The following is a 13,813-nucleotide window of genomic DNA, read 5'->3' as shown; positions in this document are numbered from 1 at the left end:
GCTCTAGACCGGCCCCGCCACCACGGCCACCGTCTTCGCCAGGGACACACCCGAGCCGTCACGCCGCGGGTCCATCTCCGGGAGGTCGGCCGGGGTGCCGTTCTTCTGCGCGGCGAGCGCCGGGGCCGGGCCCGCCCAGGCCAGGGACAGGCAGTCCTCGCCCTTCAGGAACCGCTGGCAGCGGACGCCGCCGGTGGCGCGGCCCTTGCGCGGGTACTGGTCGAACGGGGTCATCTTGGCCGTCGTCTGCACGGAGTCGTCCAGCGTGCCCCGCGAGCCGGCGACGGTGAAGACGACGGCGTCCACCGCCGGGTCCACCGCCGTGAACGAGATGACCTTCGCGCCCTCGGCGAGCTTGATGCCGGCCACGCCGCCGGCCGGGCGGCCCTGCGGCCGGACCTGGGACGCCTGGAAGCGCAGCAACTGGGCGTCGTCGGTGATGAAGACCAGATCCTCCTCGCCGGTGCGCAGCTCGACCGCGCCGACGATCCGGTCGCCCTCCTTGAGGGTGATCACCTCGAGCTCTTCCTTGTTGGCCGGGTAGTCCGGCACCACGCGCTTGACGACGCCCTGTGCCGTGCCGAGCGCCAGGCCGGGCGACGACTCGTCGAGCGTCGTCAGACAGACGACCGTCTCGTCGTCCTCCAGGGAGACGAACTCGGCCAGCGGGGCGCCTCCCGCGAGGTTCGGCGCCGGCATCGACTCCGGGAGCTGGGGCAGGTCGATCACGTTCAGCCGCAGCAGCCGGCCCGCCGAGGTGACCGCGCCCACCTCGCCGCGGGCGGTGGCGGGCACCGCCGAGACGATCACGTCGTGCTTGACGCGCTTGGCGCCGGAGTCCTCCGGGAACGGTTCGCCGTTCGCCGTACGGGCCAGCAGACCCGTCGAGGACAGCAGCACCCGGCACGGGTCGTCGGCCACCTGGAGCGGCACCGTGGCGACCGTGGCGCCACCCGACTCCAGCAGGACCGTCCGCCGGTCGGTGCCGAACTTCTTGGCGACCGTGGCCAGTTCCGTGGAGACCAGCTTGCGCAGCTCCGTGTCCGAGTCGAGGATCCGGGTCAGTTCCTCGATCTCCGCGTTGAGCCGGTCCTTCTCGGTCTCCAGCTCGATGCGGTCGTACTTGGTCAGGCGGCGCAGCGGCGTGTCGAGGATGTACTGCGTCTGCACCTCGCTCAGCGAGAACTGCTCCATCAGGCGCTGCTTCGCCTGCGCGGAGTTCTCGCTGGAGCGGATGAGGCGGATGACCTCGTCGATGTCCAGCAGGGCCGTCAGCAGACCCTCGACCAGGTGCAGCCGGTCCCGCTTCTTGGTGCGGCGGAACTCCGAACGCCGCCGCACGACCGTGAAGCGGTGGTCGAGATAGACCTCCAGCAGCTCCTTCAGACCCAGCGTGAGCGGCTGGCCGTCGACCAGGGCGACGTTGTTGATGCCGAAGGACTCCTCCATCGGCGTCAGCTTGTACAGCTGCTCCAGGACCGCCTCCGGCACGAAGCCGTTCTTGATCTCGATGACCAGGCGCAGCCCGTGCTCGCGGTCGGTGAGGTCCTTGACGTCGGCGATGCCCTGGAGCTTCTTCGAGCCCACCAGGTCCTTGATCTTGGCGATCACCTTCTCCGGGCCGACCGTGAAGGGCAGCTCGGTGACCACGAGGCCCTTGCGGCGGGCCGTCACGGGCTCCACGGACACCGTGGCGCGCATCTTGAACGAGCCGCGGCCCGTCTCGTACGCGTCCCGGATGCCGGACAGGCCGACGATCCGGCCGCCGGTGGGCAGGTCGGGGCCCGGCACGTGCTTCATCAGGGCGTCGAGATCGGCGTTCGGGTACCTGATCAGGTGGCGGGCGGCGGCGATCACCTCGCGCAGGTTGTGCGGCGGCATGTTCGTGGCCATACCGACCGCGATGCCCGAGGCGCCGTTGACCAGGAGGTTCGGGAAGGCGGCGGGCAGCGCCACCGGTTCCCGCTCCTGGCCGTCGTAGTTCGGGTTGAAGTCGACGGTGTCCTCGTCGATGGACTCCGTCATGAGGCTCGTGGCCTCGGCCATCCGGCACTCGGTGTACCGCATGGCGGCCGGCGGGTCGTCGTTGCCCAGCGAGCCGAAGTTGCCGTGGCCGTCGACCAGGGGGACGCGCATCGAGAAGGGCTGCGCCATGCGCACGAGCGCGTCGTAGATCGACGCGTCACCGTGCGGGTGCAGCTTGCCCATCACCTCGCCGACGACGCGGGCGCACTTGACGTACCCGCGCTCGGGGCGCAGGCCCATCTCGTTCATCTGGTAGACGATGCGGCGGTGCACCGGCTTGAGACCGTCGCGCGCGTCGGGCAGGGCGCGGGAGTAGATGACCGAGTACGCGTACTCGAGGAAGGAGCCCTGCATCTCGTCGACGACGTCGATGTCGAGGATTCTCTCCTCGTACGAGTCGTCGGGCGGCGGGGTCTTCGTGCTGCGGCGGGCCATCGCTGCCGGCTCCTTGCTGAAGCGTTGAACGAGATCTGACGCCGACCATTGTGGACCGCCGCACTGACAACCGGGACCAGGACCCGGTCTACGGCCTCCCCGGCACGGGACCAGGACCCGGTCTACGGCCTCCCCGGCAGGGGTTCGTACCCGGGCCGAGGATGCCGCTCGCCGGGCTCGGGCGGAGGACCGGACGCTGCCGGAGGAGCGCCGCGGGCCGCCCGGTCGGGCCGGCGGCTTTGGGGGTCTTCCGCCGGTCTTCTCCCGGCCCCGGGACCGGCCCGCCGTCACCACCGCGCACCGCCCCGGCCGCTTCCCTCTCACGCTCTCCGCGTACGCCCCCCGGGAACTTCACCAGGGCCCCGCACGCTTGCATACAGTGGCAGGACTCGCCAGGAAAACCGCGGTTCGAGCGACCGCGCCGCGATCGAAGGGACGTACATGCCCATGGGTCACACGGCCACAGCCCAGGCAGGCTCCGGGGGCCTGACAGCGACCGAGCACCGCCTGGCCAACGGCCTGCGCGTGGTGCTCTCCGAGGACCACCTGACCCCGGTCGCGGCGGTGTGCCTCTGGTACGACGTCGGCTCGCGCCACGAAGTCAAGGGGCGTACCGGCCTGGCTCACCTTTTCGAGCACCTGATGTTCCAGGGTTCCGCCCAGGTCAAGGGAAACGGCCACTTCGAGCTCGTCCAGGGCGCCGGCGGCTCGCTGAACGGCACCACCAGCTTCGAGCGGACCAACTACTTCGAGACCATGCCCGCCCACCAGCTGGAGCTCGCCCTCTGGCTGGAGGCCGACCGCATGGGCTCCCTGCTGGCCGCGCTCGACGACGAGTCGATGGAAAACCAGCGGGACGTCGTCAAGAACGAGCGCCGCCAGCGCTACGACAACGTCCCCTACGGCACCGCCTTCGAGAAGCTGACCGCCCTCGCCTACCCGGAGGGCCACCCCTACCACCACACGCCGATCGGCTCGATGGCCGACCTGGACGCGGCCACCCTGGAGGACGCGCGCGCGTTCTTCCGCACCTACTACGCGCCGAACAACGCCGTGCTCTCCGTGGTCGGCGACATCGACCCGGAGCAGACCCTGGCCTGGATCGAGAAGTACTTCGGCTCCATCCCCGGCCACGACGGCAAGCCCGCGCCCCGCGACGGCGCGCTGCCGGAGATCATCGGCGAGCAGCTGCGCGAGGTCGTCGAGGAGGAGGTCCCGGCGCGCGCCCTGATGGCCGCCTACCGGCTGCCGCACGACGGCACGCGCGCGTGCGACGCGGCCGACCTGGCCCTCACGGTCCTCGGCGGCGGCGAGTCCTCCCGCCTGTACAACCGCCTCGTGCGGCGCGACCGTACGGCCGTGGCGGCAGGCTTCGGCCTGCTGCGGCTCGCCGGGGCGCCCTCCCTGGGGTGGCTGGACGTGAAGACGTCCGGTGACGTGGAGGTCCCGGTCATCGAGTCCGCCATCGACGAGGAGCTCGCCCGGTTCGCCGAGGAGGGCCCCACGGCCGAGGAGATGGAGCGCGCCCAGGCCCAGCTGGAGCGCGAGTGGCTGGACCGGCTGGGCACGGTCGCCGGCCGCGCCGACGAACTGTGCCGGTACGCCGTCCTGTTCGGCGACCCGCAGCTCGCCCTGACCGCCGTGCAACGCGTGCTGGAGGTGACGGCCGAGGAGGTCCAGGAGGTCGCCAAGGCCCGCCTGCGGCCCGACAACCGCGCGGTGCTCGTCTACGAGCCCGTCGCCGGCGAGACGGGCGACGCGGAGACCGCCGAGGACGCCGACACCACCGACGACACCGCAGCCGCGGCCCTGAACGAGAACGAGGAGGCGGCCAAGTGACCGAGCTCGCCACGATGGACTTCCACCCCCAGCCGCAGGCGGGCGACGCCAAGCCGTGGGCCTTCCCGGCCCCCGAGCGCGGCACGCTCGGCAACGGCCTGACGGTCCTGCGCTGCCACCGCCCCGGCCAGCAGGTCGTCGCCGTGGAGGTACTGCTGGACGCACCCCTGGACGCCGAGCCGGCCGGTCTCGACGGCGTGGCCACGATCATGGCCCGGGCCTTCTCCGAGGGCACCGACAAGCACTCCGCCGAGGACTTCGCCGCCGAGCTGGAGCGCGCCGGCGCCACCCTCGACGCGCACGCCGACCACCCCGGCGTCCGGCTCAGCCTGGAGGTGCCGGCCTCCCGGCTCGCCAAGGGGCTCGGCCTGGTCGCCGACGCCCTGAGGGCCCCCGCGTTCGCGGACAGCGAGGTCGAGCGGCTGGTGCGCAACCGCCTCGACGAGATCCCGCACGAGCTGGCCAACCCCGCCCGCCGTGCCGCCAAGGAGCTCTCCAAGGAGCTGTTCCCTGCGGACTCGCGCATGTCGCGGCCCCGCCAGGGCACCGAGGAGACGGTCGCCGCGATCGACTCCGCGGCCGTACGCGCCTTCTACGAGAGGCACGTCAGGCCCGCCACGGCCACGGTCGTGGTCGTCGGCGACCTCACCGGCATCGACCTCGACGCCCTGCTCGGCGACACGCTGGGCGCCTGGACCGGCTCCGCGGCCGAGCCGCGCCCGGTGCCGCCGGTGACCGCCGACGACACGGGCCGGGTCGTCATCGTGGACCGCCCCGGCGCCGTCCAGACGCAACTGCTGATCGGCCGGATCGGCCCGGACCGGCACGACCGCGTGTGGCCCGCGCAGGTGCTCGGGACGTACTGCCTCGGCGGCACCCTCACCTCCCGCCTGGACCGCGTGCTGCGCGAGGAGAAGGGCTACACCTACGGGGTGCGGGCGTTCGGCCAGGTCCTCAGGTCCGCCCCGGACGGGACCGGTGCCGCGATGCTCGCCATCAGCGGCTCCGTGGACACGCCCAACACCGGCCCCGCCCTCCAGGACCTCTGGACGGTGCTGCGCACGCTCGCCGCCGAGGGGCTGACCGACGCCGAGCGGGACGTCGCCGTGCAGAACCTGGTGGGCGTGGCGCCGCTGAAGTACGAGACGGCGGCGGCCGTCGCGAGCACGCTGGCCGACCAGGTCGAGCAGCACCTGCCCGACGACTTCCAGGCCACGCTGTACCGGCAGCTCGCCGCGACCGGCACCGTGGAGGCCACCGCGGCGGCCGTCAGCGCCTTCCCGGTGGACCGGCTGGTGACCGTGCTCGTCGGTGACGCGGCGCAGATCAAGGCCCCGGCCGAGGCCCTGGGCATCGGCGAAGTCTCGGTCGTCGCCGCCGAGTAGGAGCACACGCGCGCAGGGGCCCTGGTTGTCTTCTAAGGCACTAGGGCTCCTTTATGCCCGAATTGGTGCGGAGGTTGCCTGTCTGCCCTGTGGGATGCGCTACAAAAACCGGGATCCGTTTGGGAATTGAAAGTGGCCCCGCTTAGGTTCGTCCGGGCTGTTCGTCAGGCAGTGCGCCGCACCCGCGGCACCGGACAGTCATCGCCGAGTCCCCGTACGGCGCGAGCCAGGGGAGCCGGGGACCCACCGCAGTCCCTGGGGTGAATCGGACGCCCGCGCGAGCCGCGAGGGGGTCCGTAGGAGACCTTCCTGCTCCGAACCCGTCAGCTAACCCGGTAGGCGAGAAGGAAGGAAAGGACCAGGCACTCCATGGCGTTCACCCGCGCCACCGGGAAGCACCGTCGTCCCAGCCGTATGCAGCGCGGCACGGCCCGCGCAGCGGGCGTCGCGGCCCTCGCCACCACCGGCGTCATCGGCACCGTGGCCGCCCCGGCCTTCGCCGCAGAGCCCGCCGTCGAGCAGACCGGACTCACCCCCGTCGTCACCATGGGCGACACCGTGGCCCAGCAGATCGACGCCCAGGCCGCCGCCCAGAAGCAGGCCGCCGAGGAGGCCGCCGCCAAGAAGAAGGCCGAGGAGGCCGCCCGCGAGCGGGCCGCCGAGGCGGCCAAGGAGGCCAAGGAGGCCGCCGAGAAGGCCCGCGAGGCCAAGGAGCGCGCCGCCCGCGAGGCCGAGCGCAAGCGGCTCAACACGTTCGTGCCCCCGATCTCCGGCTCGTACGTCTCCACCGCCTACCAGGCCAGCAGCGGCCTGTGGTCCTCCGGCAGCCACACCGGTGTCGACTTCCACGCCGCCAGCGGCACCTCCGTCCACGCGGTCGGCATGGGCGAGGTCGTCGAGGCCGGCTGGGGCGGCTCCTACGGCAACCAGATCGTGATCAAGATGAACGACGGCACGTACACCCAGTACGGCCACCTGTCGTCCATCAGTGTCTCGGTCGGCCAGAAGGTCACCCCCGGACAGCAGATCGGCCTGTCCGGCGCGACCGGCAACGTCACCGGTGCGCACCTGCACTTCGAGGCCCGTACGAGCCCCGAGTACGGCTCGGACATCGACCCGGTCGCCTACCTCCGCTCGCACGGCGTGAGCATCTGACGGCGTACCACTCCGCTTCCCGAGGCCCCGGCTCCCCGAGCCGGGGCTTTCGGCGTTTGTGACGCCCGGCTGTCCAAAAAATATCCCTGGATTCCGGTCTGCCGTCGGAAATTCCGGCTCATTGCAATAGAGTCACGGAACACGTGTCACTCGTCGACGTTTCACGGGGATTAAACGGAGGTCGGTCATGCGCATTCCGGCGCACTCGGTGTGCACGGCCATCCGGGACGACATCGTCGCGGGTGTCTACGAACGCGGCGGCCGGCTGACCGAGGAACTCCTCGCCCGCCGCTACGGTGTCTCGCGCGTCCCCGTCCGGGAGGCCCTGCGCACCCTGGAGGCCGAGGGTTTCGTGGTGACCCGGCGGCACGCGGGCGCGTGCGTCGCCGAACCCACCGAGCAGGAGGCCGCCGACCTGCTGGAGATGCGGCTGCTGCTGGAGCCGCTCGGAGCGGCCCGCGCCGCCCAGCGCCGCACCGAGGCCCATCTGAAGGTCCTGCGCGGCCTGGTCAGGCTCGGCCAGGAGCGCGCCCGCCGGGGCAACAGCGACGACCTGCGCTCCCTGGGCGGCTGGTTCCACGAGACGCTCGCACAGGCCTCCGGCAGCCCCGCGCTGACCTCGATGCTGACCCAGCTCCGCCACAAGATCGCCTGGATGTACACCGTCGAGGCGCCGGCCGGGCCCGTGGAGTCCTGGACCGAGCACGGCGCGATCGTGGACGCGGTGGCGCGCGGGGACAGTGAGCGCGCGCGGGCGGTCACGGCGCTGCACACCGAGCGCGCGACGGCCGCGCACCGGCTGCGTTTCGGCTCCGCCGGGGAGCGCGCCGAGCGTGTGAGGAACTCGCAACATCCCGTAAACACGGCAAGCCTGCGGCATTAACACGAGAGCCGTATACAAAGAGCAGGTAATTCTCGGGGGATTATTTCTGCTGCCCGGGAACGGGAAATGGACGGCCGTCCGTGACCGGAAATGGCGATCCGCGGCCGGGAATGGCGAAGGGCTCGCCCGGTGAATTCGGACGAGCCCTTCTGGTTGCGCCGGACCCAGGGGTACCGGATCAGACGCGGAAGAATGCTCAGACGGTCTCGGGCAGTTCCTCGAGACCCTCGGAGACCAGCTTCGCCAGCCGGTCCAGGGCGGCGTCCGCACCCTCGGCGTCGGAGGCGAGGACGATCTCCTCGCCGCCCTGGGCACCGAGGCCGAGGACGGCCAGCATGGAGGCCGCGTTGACGGGGTTGCCGTCTGCCTTGGCGATCGTCACCGGGACGCCTGCGGCCGTGGCGGCTCGGACGAAGATGGAGGCGGGGCGGGCGTGGAGGCCCTCGGCCCAGCCGACGTTGACGCGGCGCTCAGCCATGTGTTGCTGCCCTTCGGTTTTCAGGGTTGTCTAGACCAGCTTCCCATACGTGAAGCTGCGCCGGAGCGGTCCTGGTGTACCGCCCGGGGTGCCGTCGGATCGCGGCCTCGACCCGACTGACGCCCTCCACAGACTGCCTCGCGCCGTTGTCAGACGCCAGACGTACTCTGGGGCCCATGCAGACCTCGCCGGACCGGCACGAGTATCCCGCCCACTGGGAAGCCGACGTGGTGCTGCGCGACGGTGGCACCGCGCGCATCCGGCCCATCACCGTTGATGACGCCGAGCGCCTGGTCAGCTTCTACGAGCAGGTCTCCGACGAGTCGAAGTACTACCGCTTCTTCGCGCCGTACCCTCGCCTGTCCGCCAAGGACGTCCACCGCTTCACGCACCACGACTTTGTGGACCGGGTGGGACTCGCGGCCACAGTCGGCGGCGAGTTCATCGCCACCGTACGCTACGACCGGATCGGCGCGGACGGAACGCCCGCGTCCGCACCCGCCGACGAGGCCGAGGTCGCCTTCCTGGTGCAGGACGCCCACCAGGGCCGGGGCGTCGCCTCCGCCCTCCTCGAACACATCGCCGCCGTCGCCCGCGAGCGCGGTATCCGCCGCTTCGCAGCCGAGGTGCTGCCCGCCAACAACAAGATGATCAAGGTGTTCACGGACGCCGGGTACGCCCAGAAGCGCAGCTTCGAGGACGGTGTCGTCCGTCTGGAGTTCGACCTCGAACCCACCGACCGCTCCCTCGCCGTGCAGTACGCGCGCGAGCACCGCGCCGAGGCCCGGTCCGTGCAGCGGCTGCTCGCGCCCGGCTCGGTCGCCGTCATCGGAGCGGGGCGCACCCCGGCAGGCGTGGGCCGCAGTGTCCTCGGCAACATCCGCGACGCCGGGTACACCGGCCGCCTCTACGCCGTGAACAAGGCACTGCCCGAGGGACAGAAGGAGCTCGACGGGGTCCCCGCCCACCGCTCGGTGCGGGACATCGACGGCCCGGTCGACCTCGCGGTCGTCGCCGTGCCGGCCGACCACGTGCCCGAGGTCGTCACCGAGTGCGGCGAACACGGCGTGCAGGGGCTGGTCGTCGTCTCCGCCGGATACGCCGAGAGCGGCACCGAGGGGCGCGAACGCCAGCGCGAGCTCGTGCGGCAGGCGCGCACCTACGGCATGCGGATCATCGGGCCGAACGCCTTCGGCATCATCAACACCTCCCCGCGGGTGCGGCTCAACGCCTCCCTCGCGCCCGAGACGCCGCGCCCGGGCCGGATCGGCCTGTTCGCCCAGTCCGGTGCCATCGGCATCGCCCTGCTGTCCCGGCTGCACCGGCGCGGCGGCGGCGTCACGGGCGTGACCGGCGTCTCCACGTTCGTCTCCTCGGGCAACCGGGCCGACGTCTCCGGCAACGACGTCCTGCAGTACTGGTACGAGGACCCGGACACCGACGTCGTCCTCATGTACCTGGAGTCCATCGGCAACCCCCGCAAGTTCACCCGCCTCGCCCGCCGGACGGCGGCGGCGAAGCCCCTGGTCGTGGTCCAGGGCGCACGGCACGCGGCCGCGCCCCAGGGGCACGCCGTCCGGGCGACCCGGCTGCCGCACACGACGGTCTCCGCGCTGCTGCGGCAGGCCGGCGTCATCCGGGTCGACACCATCACCGAGCTGGTGGACGCCGGGCTGCTCCTCGCCCGCCAGCCGCTGCCGGCCGGGCCCCGGGTGGCGATCCTCGGCAACTCCGAGTCGCTCGGCCTGCTCACGTACGACGCCTGCCTCGCCGAGGGCCTGCGTCCGCACGCCCCGCAGGACCTGACCACGGCCGCCTCCGCCGCGGACTTCCACGCGGCCCTGGCGCGCGCACTGGCCGACGACGAGTGCGACGCGGTCGTCGTCACCGCCATACCGGCGGTAGGGGAGGGCTCGGTCGCGGACGCGGCCCTCGCGCAGGCGCTGCGCTCGGCGGCGGCCGCGGCTCCGGCCAAGCCGGTCCTGGTGGTGCACGTGGAGCTCGGCGGCCTGGCGGAGGCCCTGTCGGCGGCGGCGAGCACGGCACCGCAGGCCGAGACGGACCATCCTCCCCACATCGCCCCTCGCCCGGCATCCACCGAAGAACGACTCCCCGCCGCCGAGGCCCCCGAGGGCGAGCACCTCATCCCGGCCTACCCCGCCGCCGAGCGCGCCGTCCGCGCCCTGGCACAGGCCGTCGGCTACGCGCAGTGGCGGCGCGGCGCCGCCGACCCCGGCAAGGTGCCCGAGTACGAGGACATCGACGAGAAGGGCGCCGCCGCGCTGATCGACGGCCTCCTCGCGCGCGGGCAGGGACTCACGCTCGGCACGGACGAGACCTGCGACCTGCTCGGCCACTACGGCATCGACGTCCACCGGGCCCTGCCCGCCCCGACCACCGACGCGGCCGCCGAGGCCGCCCGCACGCTCGGCTACCCCGTCGCCCTCAAGGCCACCGCCCCGCACCTGCGGCACCGCGCCGACCTGGGCGGCGTACGCCTCGACCTCGCGGACGAGGACCAACTGCTCAGGTCGTACACGGAGTTGACCGAGCTCTTCGGAGCACCGGAGGAGCTGCGTCCCGTCGTGCAGCGGATGGCGCCGCGGGGCGTGGACGTCGTCGTCCGGGCCGTCATCGACCCCGCGGCCGGGGCCGTGCTCTCCTTCGGGCTGGCCGGGGCCGTCTCGCAGCTGCTCGGGGACACGGCCCACCGGCTGATCCCGGTCACCGACAAGGAGGCGACCTCGCTGGTGCGCTCGATCCGCACCGCGCCCCTGCTGTTCGGCTGGCGCGGCTCCGCACCGGCCGACACCCGTGCCCTGGAAGAGCTGCTGCTGAGGGTGTCCCGGCTGGTCGACGACCACCCCGAGGTCGTCGCGGTCACCCTGGAGCCGGTCATCGTCGCCTCGCACGGCCTGAGCGTCCTGGGCGCATCCGTCCGCCTCGCACCACCGCCCGCCCGGGACGACCTCGGCCCGCGGACCCTCCCCGCGTACTGACCGCGGACGCTCCCCCTGTACTGACGCGGGCCCTCCCCGCGGTACTGACAGGGGGCGAGCGGTGCCTCGCAGTCAGTGGGCCCCCGTAGGATGGGCGTCATGGCCAAGACCAGTACGACGACCCAGGGGCTGCGGGCGGCGATCGAGCGCAGCGGCTACTACCCGGCCCTCGTGGCCGAGGCGGTGGAAGCCGCTGTGGGCGGCGAGCCCGTCCGGTCGTACCTGGTCCACCAGGAGACGACGTTCGACCAGAACGAGGTACGGCGGCATGTGACGGTGCTCGTCCTCACGGACCACCGCTTCATCGTCAGCCACACCGACGAACAGTCCGCCGACAGCACCTCCCCGACGCCGTACGCCACGACGTCGACGGAGTCCGTGAAGATGAGCCGGATCTCGTCGATCGTGGTCAGCCGCGTGGTCGCCAACCCGGAGTCGTACAAGCCGGGCACCCTGCCCCGCGAGGTCGTCCTCACCATCGGCTGGGGCGCCGTCTCCCGCATCGACCTGGAGCCGGCCGCCTGCGGCGACCCCAACTGCGAGGCGGACCACGGCTACACGGGCAACTCGACGGCGGACGACCTCAGCCTGCGCGTCAGCGAGGCGGGGGACGGACCGGAGACCGTACGCCAGGCGCTCGCCTTCGCGCAGGCGCTCTCCGAGGCGACCGCGGACACCGCTCGCTGATGGCACACCAGACGGCCTGGGACCAGCACCCCGAACCGCTCACCGTCACCTCCGCCCCAGCCCCCGAGTACGGCAGCGGCTCCCTCGCCGACCTGCTGCCCACGCTGGCCGCCGGCCTGGGCGTACCGGGCATGAGCGCCGCGATCTCCGAGCTGACCCCCGCCGACCGGAACTGCGTGTTCCTGATCGACGGCCTCGGCTGGGAGCAGCTCAGGGCGCACCCCGAGGACGCCCCCTTCATGACGTCCCTGCTCGCCACCTCGCGCGGCGGCACCGGGCGTCCGCTCACCGCCGGCTACCCGGCGACCACGGCCACCTCCCTGGCCTCGGTCGGCACCGGCCTGCCGCCCGGCATGCACGGCCTGCCCGGCTACACCGTGCGCAACCCGGACACCGGCGAGCTGATGAACCAGCTGCGCTGGCAGCCGTGGACCCCGCCCGGCCCCTGGCAGCCGTACCCGACGGTCTTCCAGCTGGCCCACGAGGCGGGGGTGCACGCCGCGCAGGTGTCGTCCCCGACGTTCGAGAACACCCCGCTGACCAGGGTCGCGCTCAGTGGCGGAACGTTCCTGGGGCGGCTGACCGGCGAGGACCGCATGGACTTGGCGGCCGAGCAACTGGCCGCGGGCGACCGCTCCCTGGTCTACACGTACTTCGCCGAGGTGGACGGCGCCGGTCACCGCTTCGGAGTCGACTCCGACACCTGGCGCGGCCAGCTCATGTACGCCGACCGCCTGGTCCAGCGCCTGGCCGAGCAACTGCCGCCGCGCAGTGCCCTCTACGTCACCGCCGACCACGGCATGATCGACGTGCCCTTCGACGAAGAGCACCGCATCGACTTCGACGAGGACTGGGAGCTGAGCGCCGGAGTCGCCCTGCTCGGCGGCGAGGGCCGCGCCCGGCACGTCTACGCGGTGCCCGGTGCCGCCGGCGACGTCCTGACCTGCTGGCGCGAGGTGCTCGGCGAGCAGTTCTGGGTGGCCTCACGCGACGAGGCCATCGCGGCGGGCTGGTTCGGTCCGAAGATCGACGAACGGGTGTACGGCCGGATCGGCGACGTGGTCGCCGCCGCGCGCGACGACGTCCTGCTCATCGCCTCCGAGCGGGAGCCGAAGGAGTCGGCGATGGTCGGCAACCACGGTTCGATGACCCCCGCCGAGCAGTTGGTCCCGCTGCTCGAAGTACGCTCCTGAAGCTCCGCCCCGATCTCTCACGCCTGTCCTCTCTCGCCGAAAGGTGCTCAACTCGACATGCCCGAGCTGGTGTTCTTCTCCGGAACGATGGACTGCGGGAAGTCGACGCTGGCTCTCCAGATCGAGCACAACCGCTCGGCGCGCGGGCTGCAGGGCATGATCTTCTCGCGTGACGACCGCGCCGGCGAGGGCAAGCTGTCCTCGCGCCTCGGCCTGGTCACGGACGCGGTGGAGGTCGAGGACGGCCAGGACCTCTACGCCTACCTCGTCGACCACCTCTCGCAGGGCGGCCGCGCGGACTACGTGATCGCCGACGAGGCGCAGTTCCTCGCGCCGGAGCAGATCGACCAACTCGCGCGGGTGGTCGACGACCTGGGCCTCGACGTCTACGCCTTCGGCATCACGACCGACTTCCGCTCCAAGCTGTTCCCCGGCTCCCAGCGGCTGGTGGAACTGGCCGACCGGGTCGAGGTGCTCCAGGTCGAGGCCCTGTGCTGGTGCGGCGCCCGGGCCACGCACAACGCCCGCACGATAGGCGGCGTCATGGTCGTCGAGGGCGCCCAGGTGGTCGTCGGAGACGTCACCCACTCCGCCGACGAGGTCGGCTACGAGGTTCTGTGCCGCCGCCACCACAGGCGCCGCATGACCTCGGCGACGGCCCGCGCGGCGGCCCTGTCCCCGGACGTGCTGCCGGTGTCGTCCTCCTGACCACCGGGCGGTGCCCTTCTCCCCGG

Annotated in this window: 10 protein-coding genes and 1 riboswitch; of the genes, 8 read left to right on the top strand and 2 right to left on the bottom strand. The window is 72.2% G+C overall.

Annotated features, from left to right (window positions below; genetic code table 11):
* Positions 1 to 3: 3 nt before the first annotated feature.
* Positions 4 to 2,460: a DNA topoisomerase IV subunit A gene (locus ABZ192_RS07180; protein ID WP_356923511.1), complete on the bottom strand. Its 2,457-nt coding sequence runs from the start codon at positions 2,458 to 2,460 to the stop codon at positions 4 to 6.
* 441 nt (positions 2,461 to 2,901) lie between these two features.
* On the opposite strand from ABZ192_RS07180, the gene ABZ192_RS07175 reads away from it, so the two are divergent.
* From ABZ192_RS07175 to ABZ192_RS07160, 4 genes are all read left to right on the top strand, one after another.
* The gene (locus tag ABZ192_RS07175; protein ID WP_356923510.1) at positions 2,902 to 4,299 is read left to right on the top strand and encodes a pitrilysin family protein; all 1,398 of its coding nucleotides are present in this window, start codon (positions 2,902 to 2,904) and stop codon (positions 4,297 to 4,299) included.
* A complete protein-coding gene (locus ABZ192_RS07170) occupies positions 4,296 to 5,684 on the top strand; it encodes a pitrilysin family protein (RefSeq protein ID WP_356923509.1) in 1,389 nt (462 codons plus the stop codon). Before ABZ192_RS07175 ends, ABZ192_RS07170 begins: the two co-directional genes overlap by 4 nt.
* A 192-nt stretch (positions 5,685 to 5,876) precedes the next feature.
* A riboswitch (cyclic di-AMP (ydaO/yuaA leader) is annotated at positions 5,877 to 6,040 on the top strand.
* Positions 6,041 to 6,053: 13 nt separating this feature from the next.
* Positions 6,054 to 6,839, top strand: coding sequence for a M23 family metallopeptidase (locus tag ABZ192_RS07165; protein WP_356923508.1), 786 nt, complete (start codon positions 6,054 to 6,056; stop codon positions 6,837 to 6,839).
* 187 nt (positions 6,840 to 7,026) lie between these two features.
* On the top strand, positions 7,027 to 7,722 hold the full coding sequence (locus ABZ192_RS07160; RefSeq protein ID WP_086559469.1) for a GntR family transcriptional regulator: 696 nt from the start codon (positions 7,027 to 7,029) through the stop codon (positions 7,720 to 7,722).
* Positions 7,723 to 7,918: 196 nt separating this feature from the next.
* On the opposite strand, the gene ABZ192_RS07155 is transcribed toward ABZ192_RS07160, so the two are convergent.
* Positions 7,919 to 8,200 carry an HPr family phosphocarrier protein gene (locus ABZ192_RS07155; protein WP_003993478.1) on the bottom strand — a complete coding sequence of 94 codons (282 nt, stop codon included), beginning with the start codon at positions 8,198 to 8,200 and terminating at the stop codon, positions 7,919 to 7,921.
* Between the two features lie 176 nt (positions 8,201 to 8,376).
* Between ABZ192_RS07155 and ABZ192_RS07150 the strand changes: the two genes are divergently transcribed.
* The 4 genes from ABZ192_RS07150 (at position 8,377) to ABZ192_RS07135 (ending at position 13,787) form a co-directional block, all read left to right on the top strand.
* Complete coding sequence (locus ABZ192_RS07150; protein ID WP_356923507.1) at positions 8,377 to 11,199, top strand: GNAT family N-acetyltransferase; 2,823 nt, start codon at positions 8,377 to 8,379, stop codon at positions 11,197 to 11,199.
* 90 nt (positions 11,200 to 11,289) lie between these two features.
* On the top strand, positions 11,290 to 11,886 hold the full coding sequence (locus ABZ192_RS07145) for a DUF5998 family protein (protein ID WP_356923604.1): 597 nt from the start codon (positions 11,290 to 11,292) through the stop codon (positions 11,884 to 11,886).
* Entirely contained in the window at positions 11,886 to 13,079 is a 1,194-nt protein-coding gene (locus tag ABZ192_RS07140; RefSeq protein WP_356923506.1) for a nucleotide pyrophosphatase/phosphodiesterase family protein, read from the top strand. The genes ABZ192_RS07145 and ABZ192_RS07140 overlap by 1 nt, the downstream gene beginning before the upstream one ends.
* Positions 13,080 to 13,136: 57 nt before the next feature.
* Complete coding sequence (locus tag ABZ192_RS07135) at positions 13,137 to 13,787, top strand: thymidine kinase (RefSeq protein ID WP_010034989.1); 651 nt, start codon at positions 13,137 to 13,139, stop codon at positions 13,785 to 13,787.
* Positions 13,788 to 13,813: the final 26 nt, after the last annotated feature.

This window comes from Streptomyces sp. NPDC006235, assembly GCF_040613735.1.
In the GTDB taxonomy this organism is placed as follows: domain Bacteria; phylum Actinomycetota; class Actinomycetes; order Streptomycetales; family Streptomycetaceae; genus Streptomyces.
This window is presented reverse-complemented; position numbering and strand designations above follow the sequence as displayed.

Coding starts and splice junctions, on each gene's coding strand:
- ABZ192_RS07180 (WP_356923511.1), bottom strand. CDS start 2,460: ATGGCCCGCCGCAGCACGAAGACCCCGCCGCCCGACGACTCGTACGAG.
- ABZ192_RS07175 (WP_356923510.1), top strand. CDS start 2,902: ATGCCCATGGGTCACACGGCCACAGCCCAGGCAGGCTCCGGGGGCCTG.
- ABZ192_RS07165 (WP_356923508.1), top strand. CDS start 6,054: ATGGCGTTCACCCGCGCCACCGGGAAGCACCGTCGTCCCAGCCGTATG.
- ABZ192_RS07160 (WP_086559469.1), top strand. CDS start 7,027: ATGCGCATTCCGGCGCACTCGGTGTGCACGGCCATCCGGGACGACATC.
- ABZ192_RS07155 (WP_003993478.1), bottom strand. CDS start 8,200: ATGGCTGAGCGCCGCGTCAACGTCGGCTGGGCCGAGGGCCTCCACGCC.
- ABZ192_RS07150 (WP_356923507.1), top strand. CDS start 8,377: ATGCAGACCTCGCCGGACCGGCACGAGTATCCCGCCCACTGGGAAGCC.
- ABZ192_RS07145 (WP_356923604.1), top strand. CDS start 11,290: ATGGGCGTCATGGCCAAGACCAGTACGACGACCCAGGGGCTGCGGGCG.
- ABZ192_RS07140 (WP_356923506.1), top strand. CDS start 11,886: ATGGCACACCAGACGGCCTGGGACCAGCACCCCGAACCGCTCACCGTC.
- ABZ192_RS07135 (WP_010034989.1), top strand. CDS start 13,137: ATGCCCGAGCTGGTGTTCTTCTCCGGAACGATGGACTGCGGGAAGTCG.